The sequence below is a fragment of the Bradyrhizobium sp. 164 genome, assembly GCF_023073715.1.
Classification (GTDB): domain Bacteria; phylum Pseudomonadota; class Alphaproteobacteria; order Rhizobiales; family Xanthobacteraceae; genus Bradyrhizobium.
In genome coordinates this window covers 385,682-407,165 of record NZ_JADPKA010000110.1, presented here as the reverse complement: position 1 = coordinate 407,165, position 21,484 = coordinate 385,682, and the positions used below count along the sequence as shown (strand labels likewise).

The window sequence follows — 21,484 nt, the reverse complement described above, 5'->3', positions numbered from 1 at the left end:
TGCAAATGGCCTATGACGCGCTGATCGGTCCGTTCACCGAATTCGAGTTCATGCGGCGGGCACTCGCCGCCGTGATCGCACTGTCGCTGGCAGGCGCGCCGATCGGCGTGTTCCTGATGCTGCGGCGGATGAGCCTCGTCGGCGATGCCATGGCACATGCGATCCTGCCGGGCGCCGCCGTTGGCTTCCTGCTCTCCGGGCTCAACCTGTTCGCGATGACCGCCGGCGGCCTGATCGCCGGCTTTGCGGTCGCAATCCTCGCCGGTGTGGTCGCGCGCTCGACCGGGCTGAAGGAGGACGCTTCGCTGGCCACCTTCTACCTGGCCTCGCTGGCGCTCGGCGTTACCATCGTCTCGATCAAGGGGACCAATATCGACCTGTTGCATGTACTGTTCGGCAACATTCTCGCGATGGACGACCAGACGCTGCTAGTGGTGGCCTTCAACGCCACGGTGACGCTCCTGGTGCTTGCGGTGATCTACCGCCCGCTGGTGATCGAGAGCGTCGATCCCTTGTTCCTGCGCACGGTGAGTCGCGCCGGGGGCCCTGCGCATCTCGCCTTCCTCGCGCTCGTCGTGATCAACCTCGTCAACGGCTTTCAGGCGCTCGGCACGCTGCTTGCGGTCGGCCTCATGATCCTGCCGGCCGGCATTGCGCGATTCTGGTCGCGCGATCTCACCGCCATGATCTGCATCGCCGTGATTGCTGCCGCGGTTTCGGGCTATGCCGGCCTCGTGCTGTCGTTCCAGACCCGAGTGCCGTCGGGCCCTGCGATCATTCTCGTGGCGACGGTGCTCTACGTGGCCTCCGTCCTGTTCGGCCGCGTCGGCGGTATCGTCCGGCAATTGTTTCCCGGCCGGCATCTGGAAGCGTGACGATGCGGCTCATCCTGCTTTGCGCGCTGTTGCTGATCGCCTCGCCGCTGCACGCCGCCGAGCGGCTCAACGTGGTCGCGAGCTTCTCGATCCTGGCCGATTTCGTCCGCAATGTCGGTGGTGACCGGATCAATCTGACCACGCTGGTCGGCGCCGACAGCGACGTCCACGTCTACACGCCTGCGCCGAGCGATGCGAAGCGGATCGCCGATGCAAAGCTCGTCGTCGTCAACGGGCTCGGCCTCGAGGGATGGCTGCCGCGGCTCGTGCAATCCTCCGGCAGCAAGGCGACGGTCGTGACTGCAAGCGCCGGTATCACGCCCCTGAAATTGGGTTCGGCCGCAGATCCCCACGCTTGGCAGTCCATCCCCAATACCAAGATCTACGTCACCGATATCGCCAATGCGCTCGCCGCTGCTGCCCCGGATGACGCGGAGTTCTTCCGCGCTCGGGCCAAAGCCTATCTGGAAACACTCGAAGCCCTCGACAGTGAGGTCCGCGAAGCCGTGGCGAGAATCCCACTGGAGCGGCGCAAGGTGATCTCCACCCACGACGCCTTCGGCTATTTTTCCGCCGAATATGGTATCCGGTTCATCGCCCCCTTGGGCGTCTCCACGGAGACCGAGCCCAGCGCGCGCGACATCGCCGCGATCATCGGCCAGATCAAGGCCGAAAAAATCCCGGCAGTATTCCTGGAAAATATCAGCGATGACCGGCTGATCCGGCGGATCGCGGCCGAGACCGGCGCAAAGGTCGGCGGGACCCTGATTTCCGACGGTTTAACCGGCGAAAAGGGGCCTGCACCCACTTACATTGACATGGTCAGGCACAATATAAAGGCCCTGATCAGCGCGCTTGACCATTAGGGCAGGGGGCCACCCCGCCTCGCGTCGCGCGAAAGCCCGAAATCCGGAGTTGTTATGTCTGAAGTGACCTCCCCAAAAATTCCCGTGACCGTCCTGACCGGCTATCTCGGTGCCGGCAAGACCACGCTTTTGAATCGCATCCTGTCGGAAAACCACGGCAAGAAATACGCTGTCATCGTCAACGAATTCGGCGAGATCGGCATCGACAACGATCTCATCATCGGCGCCGATGAGGAAGTGTTCGAGATGAACAACGGTTGCATCTGCTGCACCGTGCGCGGCGACCTCGTGCGCATCATGGACGGCTTGATGAAGCGCAAGGGGAAGTTCGACGCCATCATCGTCGAGACCACGGGCCTTGCCGATCCCGCGCCCGTCGCCCAGACCTTCTTCGTCGACGAGGACGTGCAGAAAAACGCGCGGCTCGACGCAGTGGTGACGGTCGCCGATGCAAAGTGGTTGTCCGACCGGCTGAAAGACGCGCCCGAGGCGAAGAACCAGATCGCGTTCGCCGACGTGATCGTGCTGAACAAGACCGATCTCGTCAACAAGGGCGAGCTCGCGGAGGTCGAGGCCCGCATCCGCGCCATCAATCCCTATGCGAAGCTGCATCGCACCGAGCGCTGTTCGGTGGCGCTGGCTGACGTGCTCGATCGCGGCGCGTTCGACCTCGACCGCATCCTCGACATCGAGCCGGATTTCCTTGAGGCCGATGATCATGATCACGACCATGATCATCACCACCGTGGTCACGACCATCATCACGGCCATGGCCTGAAGCACTATCACGACGAGGACATGCAGTCGCTGTCATTGAAAACCGACAAGCCGCTCGATCCGAACGTGTTCATGCCCTGGCTCCAGAACCTGGTGCAGGTCGAGGGCGGCAAGATCCTGCGCTCCAAGGGCATCCTCGCCTTCCACGATGACGATGACCGCTACGTCTTCCAAGGCGTCCACATGATGCTGGAGGGCAACCACCAGCGGAAGTGGAAGGAGGGTGAGCCGCGCGAGAGCCGCCTCGTCTTCATCGGCCGCGAACTGCCGGAAGAGGCCATCCGCAAGGGTTTTGAGAGCTGCATCGTCTCGTGATGAAAGAGTTTACGCCGGCTCCTGATTCCGCCTCGATCGTCTCCGTCACCGACCGCGTCAAGCCGATCGCGCTCGGCATGGGCGTGACCTCGGCGCATTTCCTGGCCGATCGGGCCGCCTTCGTCGGCGGCGAGGAGAAAGTCGCGCTGGTCGACGCCAAGGGCGAGATCAGCACGGTCGCCGTGCACAGCGGCGGCATTCTCTCGACCGCCTCCGACGGCAAGCGCCTCGTCATGGGCGGCGACGACGGCAAGGTCGTGTCGCTCGATGCCAAGGGCGAGGTGACGCTGCTCGCCACCGACCCCAAAATGCGCTGGATCGATGCGGTGGCGCTGCATCCAGACGGCGCCTTAGCGTGGTCGGCTGGCAAGACGGCGAACGTCAAGAGCGGCAAGAACGAGGAGAAGTCGATCGAAGTGCCCTCGACGGTCGGCGGGCTTGCCTTCGCGCCAAAAGGCCTGCGGCTTGCGATCGCACATTACAACGGCGCGACGTTGTGGTTTCCCAACATGGCTGCCACAGCCGAATTCCTCCCGTGGGCCGGCTCGCATCTCGCCGTCACCTTCAGCCCGGACAACAAGTTCCTGGTCACCGCGATGCACGAGGCGGCGCTGCACGGCTGGCGGCTCGCCGATAACAGGCACATGCGCATGACCGGCTATCCCGGCCGCGTCCGCTCGATGTCCTGGAGCGCCGGCGGCAAGGCTCTGGCGACCTCGGGCGCCGACACCGTCATCCTGTGGCCGTTTGCCAGCAAGGACGGTCCGATGGGCAAGGAGCCCGCGATGCTCGCGCCGCTCCAGGCCCGCGTGTCCGTGGTGGCCTGCCACCCCAAGAACGATATCCTTGCCGCCGGCTACAGCGACGGCACCGTGCTGATGGTGCGGCTGGAGGACGGTGCGGAAATCCTGGTCCGCCGCAACGGCACGCCACCCGTGGCCGCGCTCGCCTGGAACGCCAAGGGCACGCTGCTGGCGTTTGCGGATGAAAATGGGGACGGCGGCCTGCTGGAGCTTTAATCTGTCATGGTCCCGGCCGTATAGGGGACCATGCGGTTTCTGACGACATTCCAGATTGCCGATTTTGGAGACACGCTGATCAGCCTGTTCACGGCCTTCGTGCTGGGGACGCTGATCGGCGCCGAGCGGCAGTACCGCCAGCGCACCGCGGGCCTGCGCACCAATGTGCTGGTCGCGGTCGGCGCCGCCGCCTTTGTCGATCTCGCCATGCATCTGGATGGCGCCGCCGGCGCGGTGCGGGTGATCTCCTACGTCGTCTCCGGCATCGGATTCCTCGGCGCCGGTGTCATTATGAAGCAGGGCATGGACGTGCGCGGGCTCAATACGGCCGCGACGCTATGGGCCTCCGCCGCGGTCGGCTCCTGCGCCGGGGCCGACATGGTCGCGCAGGCCGCGGCGCTGACCGTGTTCGTCATCGCCGGAAACACACTGCTGCGTCCACTCGTCAATGCTATCAATCGCATTCCGCTGAATGAGCGGGCACTGGAGGCGACCTATTACTTCAAGATAGCGGTGGCGGCCGACGCTCTGCCTGACATGCGCGACCGCCTCGTCGAGAGGTTGGAAGCCGCGAAATATTCCGTTGCTGATATCGACCTGGTGGAGATCGGCGAGGACATCCTGGAGATCGTCGCAAAGCTGGTAGCGACCGCGGTCGATCCGAACGAGCTGAACGCGGTCGCGACGGATCTCCAGCACCTTCCGGGCGTGCGCCACGCCACTTGGGAAGTCAGCACCACGGATTGAGCGCGGCGTTTTAGCGCGCAGGGGTGCGGTTCCCGCCCGGGCAGGCGCGGAACCCGCGCGCGGCCATTTCGTTGGTCCCGCGGGCAAACGCGGTGATCGACATGACAGGCAATGAGAAGCGCAGACTGAAACTCGACCTGATGATCGCCTGCTCGCTGTTCGCCGCGGGCGTCGTGGTGTCGGGCCTGTCGCTGGCGCAGATTCGCGCCGAGAACCGGATGCAGATGGCGCAGGCAACGCCACCGCTCCAGGGCACTCCTTCGGACGATCAGGGCAAGACGCCTGCGGAGTCCAAGCCCGGCGGTGATCGCCCGACCACGCCGGCTCCCGAGCCCGCACGGCCCGAATCCCAGACGCAAGGCGCGGCGACCAAGCCCGCGCTGCCGGCGGCGCCTGCGGAGAAGATCGCGCCGCCGATCAAGGAGAAATAACGACAGCCAGTTGCGGCGTCACCGCTGGGCTTGTCCCGGCCATCCACGTTCTTGGCGTCCCGCGAAAGAACGTGCGTCGATGCCCGGGACAGGCCGGACATGACGGCAGAGCCCTCACCGCACCAGAATATTCCGGAACTGCCAGGGATCGCTCGTGTCGATGTCTTCCGGGAACAGTCCCGGACGATCGGTCAGCGGCGTCCAATCGGTGTAGAAGCCCTTCACCGGGCCGAGATAGGGCAGCTGGATTTCCAAGAGACGTTCGAAATCCATCTCGTCGGCTTCGACGATACCTTCGTTCGGATTCTCCAGCGCCCATACCATGCCGGCGAGCACGGCGGAGGTCACTTGCAAGCCGGTGGCGTTCTGGTAGGGCGCAAGCCTGCGGGTCTCTTCGATGGAGAGCTGCGATCCGTACCAATAGGCATTGTTGTCATGGCCGAACAGCAGCACGCCGAGCTCGTCGATGCCATCGACGATTTCGTTCTCATCGAGGATGTGGTGCTTTTCCTGCATCTTCGCCGCGCGGCCGAACATTTCATGCAGCGAGAGCACGGCATCGTCGGCCGGATGATAGGCATAGTGACAGGTCGGCCGATAGATCGCCGTGCCCGATGCGTCGCGCACCGTGAAGTAATCGGAGATCGAGATCGACTCGTTGTGGGTGACGAGGAAGCCATACTGCGCGCCGCGGGTCGGGCACCAGGTGCGCACGCGCGTGTTGGCGCCCGGCTGCATTAGATAAATGGCGGCGCCGCAGCCCGCTTCGTGGGTCCGCGCATTCTCCGGCATCCATTTCTCATGGGTGCCCCAACCGAGTTCTGAGGGCTGCACGCCTTCCGACAGGAAACCTTCCACCGACCAGGTGTTGACGAAGACGTCAGGCTCTTTCGGGTTCCTGGAGCGCTGGGTGTCGCGTTCGGCGATGTGAATGCCCTTGACGCCGGCCTGCCGCATCAGGTCCGCCCATTCGGCCTTGGTCTTCGGCTTGGGGGCATTGAGCTTCAGATCCGCGGCGACGTTGAGCAGCGCCTGCTTGACGAAGAAAGAGACCATGCCAGGATTGGCACCACAGCAGGAAACGGCCGTCGTGGAGCCCGCCGGGCGCGCCTTCTTGGCGGCCAGCGTCACTTCGCGAAGAGCGTAGTTGGAGCGCGCTTCCGGGCCCTTCGAAGCGTCGAAATAGAAGCCGAGCCAGGGCTCGTTGACGGTATCAATGTAGAGAGCGCCAAGTTCGTTGCAGAGCTCCATGATGTCGGTGGAGCCGGTGTCGACTGAAAGATTGACACAAAAGCCCTGACCGCCGCCTTCGGTGAGTAGCGGGGTCAGCAACTCGCGATAATTGTCCTTGGTCACGCCCTTCTGGATGAAGCGTACATTGTGCTTCTCGCAATGCGCCTTGCGGCCCTCGTCCTTGGGATCGATCACGGTGACGCGCGACTTGTCGTAATCGAGATGCCGTTCGATCAGCGGCAACGTGCCTTTGCCGATAGAGCCGAAGCCGACCATGACAATGGGACCGGTGATCTTCGCGTAGATCTGCGAGGCGGGGCTCATGGGATGGTTTCTCCGGAACGTGATGGCAGACAAAGAGTGAGGGTGTGGATCAGGCGCTGCGGCGCTTGGCGGTGACTTCGATCTCGACCTTCATCTCAGGCTTGTAGAGCGCCGAGACGACCAGAAGCGTTGCGGCCGGGCGGATGTCGCCGAGGACTTCGCCGCAGACGGCGAAATGGGCGTCAGCGTCTTTGATGTCTGTGAGGTAGTAGGTCGCGCGGACGATGTCGGCCATCTCGAAACCACCCTCCTTCAGGGCGGCTTCAATGGTCTTGAAGCAGTTGCGTGACTGGCTCGTGACGTCGGCCGGCATCGTCATGGTCGTGTAGTCATAGCCCGTGGTTCCCGCGACGAAGGCGAACTCGCCGTCGATCACGGCGCGGCTATAGCCGGCGGCCTTCTCGAACGGGGAGCCGGTGGAAATCAGGCGACGGGACATGCTCTCGGACCTCAACTGAAGGGAGGGATGTTTCGCGGGTTTAAAGGGCGTTTCTCGGGCCCGTGCAACCCCAAACGAACAGCATCAAGTCAGCAGCCGGGCATGGCCGCTGGCTGCGGCTTCGGTCGTTGCGATCACCGCAATGCCTTAGGCCGCGTGCGCCTGGAGAGCGCGAACCGCCCTCCGTTTGGGCAGGGCCGCTCCGGTCGGAACGATCATCCCTTCCGCGCCGTCGAGCGCGCCTTCCGCAAACTCGATCGCCAGCAGCCGGTTGCGCTCGAACGGGCCGGGCAGCGACAACGCGCCGGTTTTCTCGGGCGAGAAGCCGAAGCGAGCGTAGTACGGGGCGTCGCCGAGCAGGATCACGGCACCATGCCCGCGCGCCCGGGCGGCGGCCAGCGCTTGATGCATCAGCGCGGCGCCGATCCCGAGTTCGCGGCAGGCAGAGTCGACCGCCAGCGGTCCAAGGACCAGAGCGGGCCTGCCTCCGGCGCTGACGTGCCACAGCCGCACGGTTCCCACGAGCTGTCCCTCGCGCACGGCCGACAGGGCAAGGCCTGTGGCAGGCGCGCGTCCGTCGCGCAGGCGCTGGCAGGTCCGGCCATGGCGGTTCTCGCCAAAGCAGGCATCGAGCAACGCTTCACGCATCGCGACGTCGGCAGCACGCTCCGCTCGGATCGCGAACGGAGCGGCTTTCGAAGTGAGGGCGATCTGTGGCTTCCGAGGAGCAGTCATGGCGCGTCAGTCCCCGCTTGAACGGACATGCGAGAGGCACATCGGTCCAAGACGTCGTCAGAATTGAAATTGTGAGGGAGGAGCCGGCAAGCCGGCTCCCGGGTTCGTCAGGCCTCAAGAGAGAGGCGGATCAGATGTGGTACGTCTTCAGCGGCGGGATGCCGTTGAACGCCACCGACGAGTAGGTCGACGTATACGCCCCGGTGCCTTCGATCAGCACCTTGTCGCCGATCTCGAGCGTCACGGGGAGTGGATACGGGGTCTTCTCGTACAGCACGTCGGCGCTGTCGCAGGTCGGGCCCGCGAGCACGCACGGCGTCATGTCCGCACCGTCGTGACGGGTACGGATGGCGTAACGGATCGACTCGTCCATCGTCTCGGCGAGACCGCCGAACTTGCCGATGTCCAGGTACACCCAGCGCACCTCGTCCTCGTCGCTCTTCTTCGAGATGAGCACGACCTCGGATTCGATGATACCGGCATTGCCCACCATGCCGCGGCCCGGCTCGATGATGGTCTCCGGGATCTGGTTGCCGAAGTGCTTGCGCAGCGCGCGGAAGATCGACCGGCCGTAGGTCACTACCGGCGGCACGTCCTTGAGGTACTTGGTCGGGAAGCCGCCGCCCATGTTGACCATGGAGAGGTTGATGCCGCGCTCGGCGCAGTCGCGGAACACCTGCGAGGCCATCGCCAGCGCACGGTCCCACGCCTTCACCTTGCGCTGCTGCGAGCCGACATGGAAGGAGATGCCGCACGGCTCCAAACCAAGGCGCTTGGCGACGTCGAGCACCTCGACCGCCATCTCCGGGTCGCAGCCGAACTTGCGGGACAGCGGCCATTCGGCGCCGGCGCAGTCATAGAGGATGCGGCAGAACACCTTCGCGCCGGGGGCGGCACGGGCGACCTTCTCGACCTCGGCGGCGCAGTCCACCGCGAAAAGCCGAATGCCCAGCGCGAAGGCGCGCGCGATATCGCGCTCCTTCTTGATCGTGTTGCCGAAGGAGATGCGGTCGGGCGTCGCTCCAGCGGCCAGCGCCATCTCGATCTCGGCGACGGTCGCGGTATCGAAGCAGGAGCCCATGGAGGCGAGCAGGGCCAGCACTTCCGGCGCCGGGTTCGCCTTGACGGCATAGAACACGCGGCTGTCGGGCAGCGCCCTGGCGAAGCTCTGGTAATTGTCGCGCACGACCTCGAGGTCGACGACGAGGCACGGCTCGGTGTCGAGGCCATCCTTGCGGCGGTTGCGCAGGAATTCCTGGATACGTTCGGTCATGGCACTCTCCCAAACGGCCCAGCGACGGGCCCGTTCAAAACATGACGTCGGATAAGAGCGCTCTGGCCAAATCGCGCGATGGAGGCGCGACGAAGCCAAAAAACTCAAACCAGACTGTGCTGCCGTGGATTGGTTGGGAGTGTTCCCGCCCGCACACCTGGCAATGAAGGACAAGCCTTTTCAGTAGCCCGCGCCGGCGTTGGACTGCCGGTAGAGACCAAAAAAGCCCGATCCGTCGTTGCTTTAAGTCGCGTCCCCCGTTGAGAGCGGGGTGCGCCGGTTCGCCTCCGGCTGCCAGTCACGGTTGCAAAGAGTGAAGTCACCTTCGACAAGGCATCCCTTGAGAGAGATGCTGGGCGCTCCGGGTTTGCTTTCAGTCCGTCGGCTTTTCAGTCTTTCGACTTTCAAGTCTTCCGGCTTCTGCACGTCCGAAGAGCCCCTCGGCTTCTTCACCCCTTGGCGGCTGTCCGGCCTCTTGTCCGGATACCTACCGACTGACACACGACCACAGGCACGTGCGAAATTGGGCAAGTCCGCACATAAGCGTTTTGAATCGGCTTCGCAAGAATTTTTTTAGGCTGAGAACAGAATTGCCTAACATCTACTTGCGCAGTGCTGCGCGAGCGACGCGGAAGATGAACACGTGTTAAGTTTTCTGTGCCGCGCGCGCGTGTCTGTCGCGCGCGAGCTTCAGCGGCGCGTCGTGAACGGCTCGATGCGCTGAGCTGTGCGGATGAACGCGGTCATCACCAGCACGCCGAGTGCGAACAGCACGGCCTGGAGGATGTGCGCGCCCTGGTCGCCGAGCCCGAACAGGATCGCGAGCGCCCAGCCGCCGGCAAACGCCGCGCCGAACACCTCCGCGCCGATCAGGATGGCGGCGCTGATAACGGTGATGACGCTCGGCCAGGCGATCTGGCGGGAAGAGGAGGCAGGCGCGTTCATGAGTTCAGGGACCCCGTGTCTTCGAGGGCCGCAATCTCCCCGAAAAGGCGGTCGGGAGCAAGGGCAAACGGCCCAAAAAAGCCCCATCGCGTGCTATAGCTGGCCACAACAAATTCGGCTCAAAAACCGGGACTTGTGATGTCAGAACTCCGCCAAATTACGGATGCCGAGACCAACCCGCTCCTGAAGGCCTGGGTGACGCCGTTCGCGACCCCGCCTTTCGACGAGATCAAGCCGGAGCATTTCCTGCCCGCCTTCGAGCAGGCCTTCGCCGACCATGCCGCCGAGATCGCGGCGATCACCAACGATCCGGCCGCCCCCGACTTCGCCAACACCATCACGGCGCTGGAGCGCTCGGGCAAGCTCTTGAACAAGGTCGCGGCGGTTTTCTACGACCTCGTCTCGGCGCATTCCAACCCGGCCATCCTGGAGATCGACAAGGAAGTCTCCTTGCGGATGGCGCGGCACTGGAATCCGATCATGATGAACGCCGTGCTGTTTGGCCGCATCGCCCAGCTGCACGAGAACCGCGCCAATCTCGGTCTCACGCCCGAGCAGCTGCGCCTCCTGGAGCGCACCTACACCCGCTTCCACCGCTCCGGCGCCGGCCTCTCCGACGAGGCCAAGACGCGGATGGCAGAGATCAACGAGAGGCTCGCCCAGCTCGGCACCAGCTTCAGCCATCACCTGCTCGGCGACGAGCAGGACTGGTTCCTGGAGCTCGGGGAGGCGGACCGCGAGGGCCTGCCGGAGAGCTTCGTCGCCGGCGCCAAAGCTGCGGCAGAAGAGCGCGGCATGGAAGGCAAGGCCATCGTCACGCTGTCACGCTCCTCGGTCGAATCGTTCCTGAAGAGCTCGGCGCGGCGCGACCTGCGCGAGAAGGTCTACAAGGCCTTCATCGCGCGGGGCGACAACGGCAATTCCAACGACAACAACGCAACCATCGTCGAGATCCTGAAGCTGCGCGAAGAGAGCGCCAAGCTGTTGGGCTACCCGACCTTCGCCGCGTATCGACTCGAAGACTCCATGGCCAAGACGCCGGAAGCGGTGCGGAGCCTATTGGAGCGGGTCTGGACGCCGGCGAGGGCGCGCGCGCTCGCCGACCGCGACGACATGCAGGCATTGATCACGGCCGAAGGCGGCAACTTCAAGCTCGCCCCCTGGGACTGGCGCTTCTACGCCGAGAAGCTGCGTCTTCAGCGTGCCAATTTCGATGACGCTGCGATCAAGCCGTATCTTTCGCTCGACAACATGATCGCCGCCGCCTTCGACTGCGCCACGCGCCTGTTCGGCATCACCTTCGAGGAGCGCAGCGACGTTCCGGTCTGGCACCCGGACGTCCGGGTTTGGGAGGTGAAGGGCAAGGACGGCAAGCACAAGGCGCTGTTCTATGGCGACTACTTCGCCCGGCCCTCGAAGCGCTCCGGCGCCTGGATGACTTCGCTGCGCGATCAGCAGAAGCTCGACGGCGAGGTCGCGCCGCTGGTTCTCAATATCTGCAATTTTGCCAAGGGAGCCGGGGGCGAGCCTTCGCTGCTGTCGCCCGACGACGCCCGCACCCTGTTCCACGAATTCGGCCACGGCCTGCACGGCATGCTCTCCCACGTCACCTATCCTTCGCTGTCGGGCACCTCCGTGTTCACCGATTTCGTCGAGCTGCCGTCTCAGCTCTACGAGCACTGGCAGGAGCGGCCCGAGGTGCTGCAAAAGTTCGCGCGCCACTACCAGACCGGCGAGCCGCTGCCGGACGACCTCCTGCAACGCTTCCTTGCTGCGCGAAAATTCAACCAGGGTTTTGCCACGGTCGAGTTCGTCTCCTCGGCGCTGATCGACCTCGAATTCCACACTCAGCCGGCTTCCGCCGCGCAGGACGTGCGCGCCTTCGAGAGACGCGAGCTGGAGAAGATCGGCATGCCCGAGGAGATCGCGCTGCGTCACCGGCCCACGCAATTCGGCCACATCTTCACCGGCGATCATTATGCCGCCGGCTATTACAGCTACATGTGGTCGGAGGTGATGGACGCCGACGCTTTCGGCGCGTTTGAGGAGGCCGGCGACATCTTCGATCCTTCGGTCGCCAAGCGCCTGCATGACGACATCTACGCCTCGGGCGGATCGGTCGATCCGGAAGCCGCCTACGAGGCCTTCCGCGGCCGCCCGCCGGAGCCGGACGCGCTGCTGCGCCGGCGCGGCCTGCTCTACGCCGCGAAGGCGGCGTGATGGGCATGCGCATCCTTCTCGGTCTGCTGCTCGCCGCCGGCCTGTCGCTCGCAGCGGGGCCGGCGCGCGCGCATCCGCATGTCTGGATCACCGCGACCAGCGAGTTGCTCTACGCGGCCGACGGCACCATCACCGGCGTGCGCCACGCCTGGACCTTTGACGACATGTTCTCGGCCTATGCGGTGCAGGGGCTCGAGAGCAAGACCAAGGGCGCCTATACGCGCGAGGAGCTAACGCCGCTGGCGCAGACCAATGTCGAGTCGCTGAAGGAATACGCCTACTTCACCTTCGCGAAGGCCGACGGCAAGAAGGAACGGTTCCAGGAGCCGGTCGACTACTTCCTCGACTACAAGGATACGGTGCTGACCCTGCACTTCACCTTACCGCTGAAGAACCCCGTCAAGCCCAGGCAGCTGGTGCTCGAAGTATTCGACCGCTCCTTCTTCATCGACTTCCAGATGGCCAAGGACAATCCGGTCAAGCTGGTCGGCGCGCCCGCCGGCTGCCAGATGAAGCTGGAGCGACCGAACGACGGCACCGCGAGTGCGCAGAAGCTCAACGAGCAGACCTTCCTCAATGGCGAGAATTCAAACTTCGGCATGATGTTCGCCAACAAGATCATGGTGGATTGCCCTTGAAGTCGCAACTCTCCGGGTTCGCGCTCGGGCTTCTCACTTGCGCCGCCGTTCTGCTGGTCGTGTCCGTGGCCGACGCCGCGCTCCACGATCTCCTCGCGCAGAATCCGTTCGGCGCGCCGCGCGCCCAGCAGGCGGCGGAGCCTGAAGCCAGCGGCCTCATCGGCTGGCTGTTGGCAAAACAGTCGGAGTTCTATCGCCAGATGTCGGCGACCATCCGCGCCGCGAAGTCCGACGGCTCGGCGGTGTGGACGCTGCTCTTTATCTCGTTTGCCTATGGCATCTTTCACGCCGCCGGCCCCGGCCACGGCAAGGCGGTGATTGCCTCTTATCTCGTCGCCAACCGCGAGACTGCGCGGCGCGGCATCGCGCTGTCGTTCGCCTCCGCGCTGATGCAGTCGCTGGTGGCGATCCTGATCGTCGGCATCTCCGCCTGGATCCTGAATGCGACCGCCAAGACCATGTGCAAGGCCGAAGGCGCGATCGAGATCGCGAGCTATGCCCTGATTGCGCTGTTCGGTCTGCGCCTGGTCTGGGTGAAAGGCGGCGCCTTCATCCGCGCGCTTCAGGTAGCCCAGCCGGTGCCAGCGATGGCAGGCGTGCCGCATGACCATGACCACGGCCATGATGCGGATGATCATCATGGCCACGATCATGATCACCATCACGGTCACAGCCACGCTCGCCATGAGCATGGGCATGGCCACGTCCATGACGAGCACTGCGGTCATTCCCACGGGCCTGCTCCGAGCGAGCTCGCCGGCCCCGGCGGCTGGCGGCGCGGCTTTGCCGCGATCCTCGCCGTCGGTATCCGCCCGTGCTCGGGGGCGATCCTGGTTCTGGTGTTCGCGCTGGCGCAGGGCCTGTTCTGGGCCGGCATCGCCGCGACCCTCCTGATGGGACTGGGCACCGCGATCACGGTCGCGTCCATCGCGGTCGTCGCCGTGTCCGCCAAGGACATCGCGCAGCGCCTCAGCGCAAGACGCGACGGGGGCGGCGCCCTCGTCATGCGCGGCATCGAGTTCGGCGCCGCTGGCCTGGTATTGCTATTCGGCGTCGGCCTGCTGTTCGGCTACATCGCCGCTGAACGGACAACCTGTTTTTAAGCCGCGCTCGCGGGCCCCGGCTCTGCGGAGCAGCGCACAGGGCGCTGCACCGCGTGCGGGGCACGGCACCTTAAACCGGCAGAAACCGCTTCAAGGCCGGCATGAAGAAGATCCCGAGATTGATCGCAAAGCCGATGCTCCAGAGGATCGAGCGCAGCGTCGGGCGGTTGCCGAGATAGGTCAGCACATAGGCGATCCGCACGATCAGGAACAGTGCCGCGAGCTCGTCGATCAGCCGCTGCGGCGAATCCCGGAATTCGGCGAGCAGCACCGCGAAGGCGAAAAACGGGAAGGTCTCGATGCCGTTCAGGTGCGCGCCGAGCGCGCGCTGCGCGAGGGCGTCATCGAAGAAGGCGGGGTCGCGCGGCTGGGAATTGTCGAACGTGCGAAACCTGGCCCATTTGATCGAGACGATCGTTGCAAGGTAAAGCAGCAGCGCTCCCAGGACGCACCATTCCGCGAGTGTCATCTTCCCTCCCGCTTGGGTGCAACCGTAGCCAAATCGGCCTCATCTTGACAAGTTCGGAGCAACGCGCGACCCACGGAGCCATGACCAGCGTCGTTCCCATCGACAGCGCGAAACCGGCAGCTCAATCCGCTCTGCCCCGCGTTGGCGTGCTTCTGATCAACCTTGGAACGCCCGATACTGCTGACGCGCCCGGCGTGCGGGTCTATCTGAAGGAGTTCCTCTCGGATGCCCGCGTCATCGAGGACCAGGGCTTGGTCTGGAAGCTCGTGTTGAACGGGATCATCCTGCGCAGCCGCCCCCGCACCAAGGCGCTGGACTACCGCAAGATCTGGAACAAGGAGCGGGACGAGTCGCCGCTAAAGACCATCACGCGCTCGCAGGCCGACAAGCTCGCGATCGCGCTGTCGGATCGCAGTCATGTCGTCGTGGACTGGGCGATGCGCTACGGCAACCCGTCGATCCAGGCGGGCATCGACGCGCTGATCGCAAAAGGCTGCGAGCGCATCCTCGCCGTCCCGCTCTATCCGCAATATTCCGCCTCGACCTCGGCAACCGTCTGCGACGAGGTGTTCCGCGTGCTCGCCCGCCTGCGGGCGCAGCCGACGCTGCGGGTGACGCCGCCTTACTACCAGGATGCGGCCTATATCGAGGCGCTCGCGACCTCGATCCAGACGCATCTGGCGAGCCTGCCGTTCAAGCCGGATCTGATTGTGGCATCCTTCCACGGCATGCCGAAATCCTATGTCGACAAGGGTGATCCATACCAGAACCACTGCATCGCCACGATCGAGGCGCTGCGCCGCCGGCTCGGCATGAACGAGACAACGCTGCTGCTGACCTTCCAGTCGCGCTTCGGCAATGACGAGTGGCTTCAGCCGTATACGGACAAGACCATGGAGCGTTTGGCGAAAGACGGCGTGCGCCGCATCGCGGTGGTGACCCCGGGCTTTGCCGCCGATTGCCTGGAGACGCTGGAGGAAATCGCGCAGGAGAATGCCGAGATCTTCAAACATAATGGCGGCGAGCAGTTTTCCGCGATCCCCTGCCTCAACGACAGCGAACCCGGCATGGACGTGATCCGCTCCCTGGTGCTGCGCGAGCTTCAGGGCTGGATCTGACGTTTACGATGGGGCGGCAAATCTAACGTTTGGCGCTAGGTCCGCGCCGGCATCCTTTCAAGAGCGTTCTCGCAAACACATAATCCTTGCCATTCCCCTTCCGTACGCCTTGTGCAGAATCGCGCCGGTACCGACGTTAGTCGCGACCGCTGAACCGATAGGGTTGCGATACCGACCAATGACAGCGCGGGAAAGGGCCTTTTCCCGTTTGGAGGAGATATGAGCGGTTTCGACATTTTCGCGATTGTTCTGGTGTTGCTCGTCATCGTCACGCTGGTTGCCGGCGTGAAGACGGTGCCGCAGGGCTATGATTGGACTATCGAACGTTTCGGCAAGTACACGCAGACGCTGAGCCCCGGGCTCAATCTGATCGTGCCCTATTTCGATCGCGTCGGGCGCAAGATCAACATGATGGAGCAGGTGATCGACATTCCCGAGCAGGAGGTGATCACCAAGGACAACGCTACGGTGACGGTGGACGGCGTCGCCTTCTATCAGGTGTTCGACGCCGCGAAAGCGAGCTACGAGGTTTCCAACCTCACCCAGGCCATTACCGTCTTGACCATGACCAACATCCGCTCGGTGATGGGGGCTATGGATCTCGATCAGGTGCTTTCGCACCGCGACGAGATCAACGAGCGCCTGCTCCGCGTCGTCGATGCCGCGGTCTCGCCCTGGGGTCTCAAGGTCAACCGCATCGAGATCAAGGACATCGTGCCGCCGGCCGATCTCGTCGAGGCCATGGGCCGGCAGATGAAGGCCGAGCGCGTCAAGCGCGCCGACATTCTCGCCGCCGAAGGCCAGCGCCAGTCGGAAATCCTGCGCGCCGAGGGCGCCAAGCAGGGCCAGATCCTCCAGGCCGAAGGCCGCAAGGAAGCTGCGTTCCGCGACGCCGAGGCCCGCGAGCGGTCGGCTGAGGCCGAGGCCAAGGCAACCCAGATGGTCAGCGAAGCGATTTCGAAGGGCGATGTCGCCGCGCTGAACTATTTCATCGCCGACAAGTATATCAAGGCGTTCGGGCAATTGGCCGATTCGCCAAACCAGAAGGTCATCATGCTTCCGGTCGAAGCGATGAGCATGCTGGGTTCGCTCGCCGGCATCGGCGAGATCGCCAAGGCGACGTTCGGCGAGAGCGCCGCGTCCGCTGCGCTCGCTCGCCGTCCCGGCTCGGTGCCGCCGACCGGTGGCACGCCGCCGGCGGTGCCGCCGCGGCAGGGATAATCAAAGAGGTCGTATCATGGCCGACATGTTGGTATCGCTCGGCACCTGGAATTGGCTGATCTTCGGCTTCATCCTGATGGCGCTGGAGGTGCTGGCGCCGGGCATCTTCCTGTTCTGGCTCGGGCTCGCCGCGCTGCTGGTCGGCCTGATCTCGTTCACTGTCGCCGTGTCCTGGCAGATCCAGCTCGTGATGTTCGCAGTCTTCGCTGCCGCCGCCGTGCCGGTGTGGCGCCGCCTGGCTCGGCCGAAGCCGGACGCCAGCGCCGGCCCCTTCCTCAACAAGCGCACCGAGGCGCTGTTAGGGCGCGAGTTCACGCTGGAGAAACCGATCATTGACGGCGCAGGCACCGTCCGCATCGGCGACACGGTGTGGCGCGTGGCTGGGCCCGATACGCCGGCGGGGACGCGCGTGAAGGTAGTGCAGGTCGACGGCGCGAATCTTACTGTGGCCGCGGCGTAGCTTCCTTACCTCTCCTGGAGGGGGAGGGTCGATCGCGCGCAGCGCGAGCGGGGTGGGGTGATCTCTCCACTCGGGCACTGCCCCCGTGGAGGAACTGTCACCCTGCCCCGCTACGCATTTCGCGGCACTGCATGCGTAGCGACCCTCCCCCTCCAGGGAGGGTAAACAAGAGCGCTACCTTTTCCATCGCTCGGCAAATCGGTGCAATGGCATGAATGTCTCGCACAGCTCGCGTCCGTGCGGCGTCAATGCGTAACCTCCGCCTTCGCCAAGCTCGACGAATCCCGCTGCACGCAGCTCCGTCAGCCGCGCCTGCAGCACCGTCGGCGAGGCTTCGTCGCAGGCGCTGCGCAGCGCGCGCGAGGTGAGGGGCTCGCCGCGCAACTCCCACAATATCCGCAGGCTCCAGCGCCGGCCGAGCAGGTCCAGCAGCGCCATGATCGGCCGCCCGGTGCGCGAGCCGCGGACGCGGCGTTCTGATGCTGGCTGCTTTGCCATATCGGCCTCTTGCGTAGCGCTACAGATAATGTAGCGTATTGCTACGATAATTGTAGCAACGGAAGCAGTCCATGTCTTCTGCCATGTCACCCTCCTCGCCGCGTATCGCGCCCCTCGATCCGCCTTATCCCCCGGAGATCCAGGCGCAGTTCGACCGCATCATGCGCGGCGCACCGCCCCTGGTGCTGTTCAGGGTGATGGCAAGCCACAGCCGCGCCTGGGACAAATTTCGCGCCGGCGGCCTGCTCGATCCCGGCCCGCTGTCCCTCCGCCAGCGCGAGATCATCATCGACCGCACCTGCGCGCTGAACGAATGCGAGTATGAATGGGGGGTGCATGTCGCCATCTTTGCCGGGCCGGCAAAGCTCATGGAGGATGAAGTGCGTGCGACGGTGCTGGGCGATGCCATGTCACCGTGCTGGTCGCCGGCCGAGCAGGCGCTGATTGCGGCCGTCGACGCGCTGCATCATCGTGCGACGCTTGATGACGAGGAGTTCGCCGCGCTGTCCGCGCATTACGACGAGGCGCAGATCCTGGAAATCATGCTGTTGTGCGGCTTCTATCGCACGGTGTCGTATCTGGCGAACGGGCTGCGCTTGCCGCTGGAGGAGAACGCGGCGCGGTTTCCGGCGTAGGTCTCTCCGCCGTCATTGCGCGCCACACCCTCGGTGTCATTCCGGGGCACGCGAAGCGTGAACCCGGAATCCATTGGGCAGAGATCTCGGAGATGAATGGATTCCGGGTTCGCGCCCAAACGGGCGCGCCCCGGAATGACTCCCTGGAGTGTGTGCGCCTTACGCGACGCCCGCCCGCAACAGATCGTGCAGATGCACGATGCCGACCACCTTGCCCGCTTCGGTCACGACCAGCGTTGTGATCTTGCGTGTGTTCAGCACCTCGATCATCTCGGTCGCGAGCATCGACGGCGGCACCGTCTTCGGTTCAGTGGTCATAATCTCATCGACCGACGCAGCCAGCAGGTCGGGCCGCATGTGGCGGCGCAGGTCGCCGTCCGTGATGATGCCGACGGCCTCATCCGCATCATTGACGATACAGACGCAGCCAAGCCCCTTGGCTGACATCTCGACCACGGCCTCCGACATCTTGGTGCCGAGCGGCTTGACCGGAATTTCCGTGCCGGTGCGCATGTAGTCACGGACGAATTTCAGCATCGCCCCCAGCTTTCCGCCGGGGTGGAAATGCGCGAACTCCAGCGCGGTGAAGCCCCGGCCTTCGAGCAGCGCGATCGCGATGGCATCGCCAATCGCCGCCTGCATCAGCGTCGAGGTGGTCGGCGCCAGATTGTGCGGGCAGGCTTCGCGTGCCTTCGGCAACTCGATCACGATGTCGGCGGCCTGGCCCAGTGAGGACGCCGCGCTCGACGTCACTGCGATCATGGGAATCGCAAAGCGCGCCGAATAATTCACGAGGTTCTTCATCTCCGGCTGCTCGCCTGACCAGGACAGCGCCATGATGACGTCGTCGGACGTGATCATGCCGAGATCGCCATGGCCGGCCTCGGCCGCGTGCACGAAGAAGGCGGGGGTGCCGGTCGAGGCCAGCGTCGCCGCGATCTTGCGGCCCATATGGCCTGATTTGCCGAGTCCGGTGACGATGACGCGACCCTTGGCGTTGCGGATCAGGTCCACCGCTCTCGCAAATGTCGCACCCAGCGGGCCGCGCAAGGCGGCGGCGAGCGCGTTGATGCCGCCGCTCTCCGTCTCCAGCGTGCGGAGCGCGGATTCGACGCTATCAGCAATGGAGCCGGATGATGCGGTCATCAGCGGTTTCGAACTCGGCATGTTCAGGTCCAGGGAGGAGGAGCGTTCGCCCGTTGGCACCTGCTTAGCACGCCCGGGCAGGCGAGGCGACGCGCCGGCCAAATCCCTCAACTGGTCATTAACCATAATTGTTTTAACTCCATTAACGATGGTTCCCGCCAAGCGGTGGGAGCTCGTCGTGAAAGTATTTGATTTCGTTGGAGTTCTTCCATCGTGGGGTCGCCTCCAGGCACTGGCCGGAGCAAACGCGCGCATTTCCTGCGCGCCGTATTGCCGTGCCTGATGCTGACGGCCCTCGAGAGTGCACCGGCTCTGGCCCAGAGCCTCACGCCTGATCTGTTCAATCCCAACCGCGGCGGCTTCGCCGCGCCCGAGACGCTGCCGACACGGCGCACCGCCGGCGTGCCGCAGGCGCCTTCGGACGCGCTGCCGACGCTGCCCGATCCCAACGATCCGCGCAGGCGCCAGCAGCCCCCGGCGATCTCGCGCGCCGGCCAAAGCCCGGCCGGTCAGGTCCCGACCTACGGCCTGCCCGCGGCCAACGTCGCGAGCGGCTCCGGCTACGATTCGCTCAACCGCAAGCGGCAGCAGCCAAAACTCTATCCCGGACAGCCGAAGCCGAAGCGCCCCGCCGGCCCCGACTCAAAGGTAGCGCCGGCAACGCCGGAGCGGACGCTCGGCCCGCCGCGCATCGCGCCGCCACCCTCCGAAACCGCGCACAGGACGCCAGTGCCGCCGGCGATGGCCGGCAACGTGCCCGGCCAGCCGCTGCGCCGCCGCCTCAAGCTGGACGAGGATCCGTTCGGCGCGGTGGGCGACTATGCCGGCAGCTTCCTGATCAAGGGCGGGCTCGAGCTCTCCGCCGGCTACGATACAAATCCCGCGCGTCTCAACAGGCCTGTCGGTTCGCCGGCCTATGTGGTCGCGCCTGATCTCCTTGTAGTGTCCGATTGGGAGCGCCACGCGCTGGTCGCCGATCTGCGCGGCTCGTTCTCGGGCTACACCAACAACATGCCGGCGACCATCAACGGCTTCGCCTCGCCGTCGCCGGTCGAGGTCGATCGCCCCGATTTCACCGGCCATGTCGACGGCCGCCTCGACGTCACCCGCGATTTCAAGTTGACCTCGCAGCTCCGCCTGCGGCTCGCCACCGACAATCCCGGCAGCCCGAACGTGCAGGCAGGTCTTCAGAAATTTCCGGTCTACGCCGCCTATGGCGCGACCGTCGGCTTCGACCAGACCTTCAACCGTTTCCAGGTCGCCGCCGGCGCCACCGTCGATCGTACGGCCTACACCGATTCAAAGCTCATCGACGGCTCGACCTTTGCCAATACCGACCGCGAGTTCAACCAATATGGCGGCGTGGGCCGGTTCTCCTACGATCTGAAGCCGGGCCTCAAGCCCTTCCTGGAAATCCAGGGCGACACCCGCGTGCACGACCAGGCCGCCGACCGCAACGGCTACTTCCGCGATTCAAACGGCGGCTATGCCAAGGTCGGCTCCTCCTTCGAGTTCTCGCGCATCCTCACCGGCGAGATCTCGATCGGCTATTCCGCGCGCAACTATGTCGACCCGCGCCTCAGCCAGCTCGCGGGCTTCCTCACCACGGGCTCGCTGATCTGGAATGCGAGCGGCCTGACGACCGTGAAGTTCTTCACCGACACGCAGATCGCCGAGACCACGATCCCGGGCTCTTCCGGCGTCCTGGTGCGCACCTATTCGGCCGAAGTCGACCACGACTTCCGCCGCTGGCTCACCGCCGTGGGCAAGTTCACCTACGGCACGCTCGACTACCAGAACCAGAATCGCAACGACAAGACTTACTCGCTCGAAAGCAATCTGATCTACAAGCTCAACCGCAACATCTGGATCAAGGGCACGCTGCGCCACGACATCCTGGATTCGAACGTCGCGGGGGCGAGCTCGTCGGGGACGGTGGTGATGCTGGGGGTGAGGTTGCAGAATTAGGTAAGACGGGGCGCGTCGTTCGAGGCTAC

General features: G+C 64.6%; 22 protein-coding genes. 14 read left to right on the top strand and 8 right to left on the bottom strand.

Annotation, left to right across the window (positions count from 1 at the left end; translation table 11 throughout):
* Positions 1-5 precede the first annotated feature (5 nt).
* From IVB01_RS34825 to IVB01_RS34800, 6 genes are all read left to right on the top strand, one after another.
* A complete protein-coding gene (locus IVB01_RS34825) occupies positions 6-875 on the top strand; it encodes a metal ABC transporter permease (RefSeq protein WP_247277710.1) in 870 nt (289 codons plus the stop codon).
* Between the two features lie 2 nt (positions 876-877).
* Entirely contained in the window at positions 878-1,741 is an 864-nt protein-coding gene (locus tag IVB01_RS34820) for a zinc ABC transporter substrate-binding protein (RefSeq protein WP_247277709.1), read from the top strand.
* A gap of 54 nt (positions 1,742-1,795) precedes the next feature.
* A complete protein-coding gene (locus IVB01_RS34815) occupies positions 1,796-2,833 on the top strand; it encodes a GTP-binding protein (protein WP_247277708.1) in 1,038 nt (345 codons plus the stop codon).
* A complete protein-coding gene (locus IVB01_RS34810; protein ID WP_247277707.1) occupies positions 2,833-3,852 on the top strand; it encodes a WD40 repeat domain-containing protein in 1,020 nt (339 codons plus the stop codon). Before IVB01_RS34815 ends, IVB01_RS34810 begins: the two co-directional genes overlap by 1 nt.
* 30 nt (positions 3,853-3,882) lie before the next feature.
* Positions 3,883-4,599, top strand: a complete 717-nt coding sequence (locus IVB01_RS34805; RefSeq protein WP_247495216.1) for an MgtC/SapB family protein — start codon at positions 3,883-3,885, stop codon at positions 4,597-4,599.
* A 101-nt stretch (positions 4,600-4,700) separates the two neighbouring features.
* The gene (locus tag IVB01_RS34800; RefSeq protein WP_247277762.1) at positions 4,701-5,030 is read left to right on the top strand and encodes a hypothetical protein; all 330 of its coding nucleotides are present in this window, start codon (positions 4,701-4,703) and stop codon (positions 5,028-5,030) included.
* A 114-nt stretch (positions 5,031-5,144) separates the two neighbouring features.
* Here IVB01_RS34800 and IVB01_RS34795 read toward each other — a convergent pair whose 3' ends face one another.
* From IVB01_RS34795 to IVB01_RS34775, 5 genes are all read right to left on the bottom strand, one after another.
* Positions 5,145-6,587: a homospermidine synthase gene (locus IVB01_RS34795; protein WP_247277706.1), complete on the bottom strand. Its 1,443-nt coding sequence runs from the start codon at positions 6,585-6,587 to the stop codon at positions 5,145-5,147.
* Between the two features lie 49 nt (positions 6,588-6,636).
* Positions 6,637-7,026, bottom strand: coding sequence for a RidA family protein (locus IVB01_RS34790; protein ID WP_247277705.1), 390 nt, complete (start codon positions 7,024-7,026; stop codon positions 6,637-6,639).
* A 147-nt stretch (positions 7,027-7,173) separates the two neighbouring features.
* Complete coding sequence (locus tag IVB01_RS34785) at positions 7,174-7,761, bottom strand: N-acetyltransferase (protein ID WP_247277704.1); 588 nt, start codon at positions 7,759-7,761, stop codon at positions 7,174-7,176.
* A gap of 130 nt (positions 7,762-7,891) precedes the next feature.
* The gene (locus IVB01_RS34780; protein WP_247277703.1) at positions 7,892-9,034 is read right to left on the bottom strand and encodes a type III PLP-dependent enzyme; all 1,143 of its coding nucleotides are present in this window, start codon (positions 9,032-9,034) and stop codon (positions 7,892-7,894) included.
* A 690-nt stretch (positions 9,035-9,724) separates the two neighbouring features.
* Positions 9,725-9,979, bottom strand: coding sequence for a hypothetical protein (locus tag IVB01_RS34775; protein ID WP_247277702.1), 255 nt, complete (start codon positions 9,977-9,979; stop codon positions 9,725-9,727).
* 138 nt (positions 9,980-10,117) lie between these two features.
* Between IVB01_RS34775 and IVB01_RS34770 the strand changes: the two genes are divergently transcribed.
* Genes IVB01_RS34770 through IVB01_RS34760 form a run of 3 tightly spaced genes read left to right on the top strand, consistent with a single transcriptional unit; the run spans position 10,118 to position 13,940 of the window.
* Complete coding sequence (locus IVB01_RS34770) at positions 10,118-12,199, top strand: M3 family metallopeptidase (protein WP_247277701.1); 2,082 nt, start codon at positions 10,118-10,120, stop codon at positions 12,197-12,199.
* Positions 12,199-12,837 carry a DUF1007 family protein gene (locus IVB01_RS34765; protein ID WP_247277700.1) on the top strand — a complete coding sequence of 213 codons (639 nt, stop codon included), beginning with the start codon at positions 12,199-12,201 and terminating at the stop codon, positions 12,835-12,837. Before IVB01_RS34770 ends, IVB01_RS34765 begins: the two co-directional genes overlap by 1 nt.
* Complete coding sequence (locus IVB01_RS34760; protein WP_247277699.1) at positions 12,834-13,940, top strand: nickel/cobalt transporter; 1,107 nt, start codon at positions 12,834-12,836, stop codon at positions 13,938-13,940. The genes IVB01_RS34765 and IVB01_RS34760 overlap by 4 nt, the downstream gene beginning before the upstream one ends.
* Before the next feature lie 70 nt (positions 13,941-14,010).
* On the opposite strand, the gene IVB01_RS34755 is transcribed toward IVB01_RS34760, so the two are convergent.
* On the bottom strand, positions 14,011-14,409 hold the full coding sequence (locus tag IVB01_RS34755) for an MAPEG family protein (protein WP_247277698.1): 399 nt from the start codon (positions 14,407-14,409) through the stop codon (positions 14,011-14,013).
* An 80-nt stretch (positions 14,410-14,489) separates the two neighbouring features.
* On the opposite strand from IVB01_RS34755, the gene hemH reads away from it, so the two are divergent.
* The 3 genes from hemH (at position 14,490) to IVB01_RS34740 (ending at position 17,208) form a co-directional block, all read left to right on the top strand.
* Positions 14,490-15,527, top strand: coding sequence for a ferrochelatase (gene hemH, locus IVB01_RS34750; protein ID WP_247495215.1), 1,038 nt, complete (start codon positions 14,490-14,492; stop codon positions 15,525-15,527).
* A gap of 219 nt (positions 15,528-15,746) precedes the next feature.
* Positions 15,747-16,748, top strand: a complete 1,002-nt coding sequence (locus IVB01_RS34745) for an SPFH domain-containing protein (RefSeq protein ID WP_247277696.1) — start codon at positions 15,747-15,749, stop codon at positions 16,746-16,748.
* Positions 16,749-16,764: 16 nt separating this feature from the next.
* Positions 16,765-17,208, top strand: a complete 444-nt coding sequence (locus IVB01_RS34740; protein ID WP_247277695.1) for an NfeD family protein — start codon at positions 16,765-16,767, stop codon at positions 17,206-17,208.
* Between the two features lie 174 nt (positions 17,209-17,382).
* Here IVB01_RS34740 and IVB01_RS34735 read toward each other — a convergent pair whose 3' ends face one another.
* Positions 17,383-17,706: a helix-turn-helix domain-containing protein gene (locus IVB01_RS34735; protein WP_247277694.1), complete on the bottom strand. Its 324-nt coding sequence runs from the start codon at positions 17,704-17,706 to the stop codon at positions 17,383-17,385.
* Between the two features lie 83 nt (positions 17,707-17,789).
* Here IVB01_RS34735 and IVB01_RS34730 point away from each other — a divergent pair, with 83 nt between their 5' ends.
* The gene (locus tag IVB01_RS34730; RefSeq protein WP_247277761.1) at positions 17,790-18,341 is read left to right on the top strand and encodes a carboxymuconolactone decarboxylase family protein; all 552 of its coding nucleotides are present in this window, start codon (positions 17,790-17,792) and stop codon (positions 18,339-18,341) included.
* Positions 18,342-18,500: 159 nt separating this feature from the next.
* Here IVB01_RS34730 and IVB01_RS34725 read toward each other — a convergent pair whose 3' ends face one another.
* Positions 18,501-19,508, bottom strand: coding sequence for a KpsF/GutQ family sugar-phosphate isomerase (locus tag IVB01_RS34725; RefSeq protein ID WP_247277693.1), 1,008 nt, complete (start codon positions 19,506-19,508; stop codon positions 18,501-18,503).
* A gap of 192 nt (positions 19,509-19,700) precedes the next feature.
* Between IVB01_RS34725 and IVB01_RS34720 the strand changes: the two genes are divergently transcribed.
* Positions 19,701-21,455 carry an outer membrane beta-barrel protein gene (locus IVB01_RS34720; protein ID WP_247277692.1) on the top strand — a complete coding sequence of 585 codons (1,755 nt, stop codon included), beginning with the start codon at positions 19,701-19,703 and terminating at the stop codon, positions 21,453-21,455.
* The last annotated feature ends 29 nt before the right edge of the window (positions 21,456-21,484 follow it).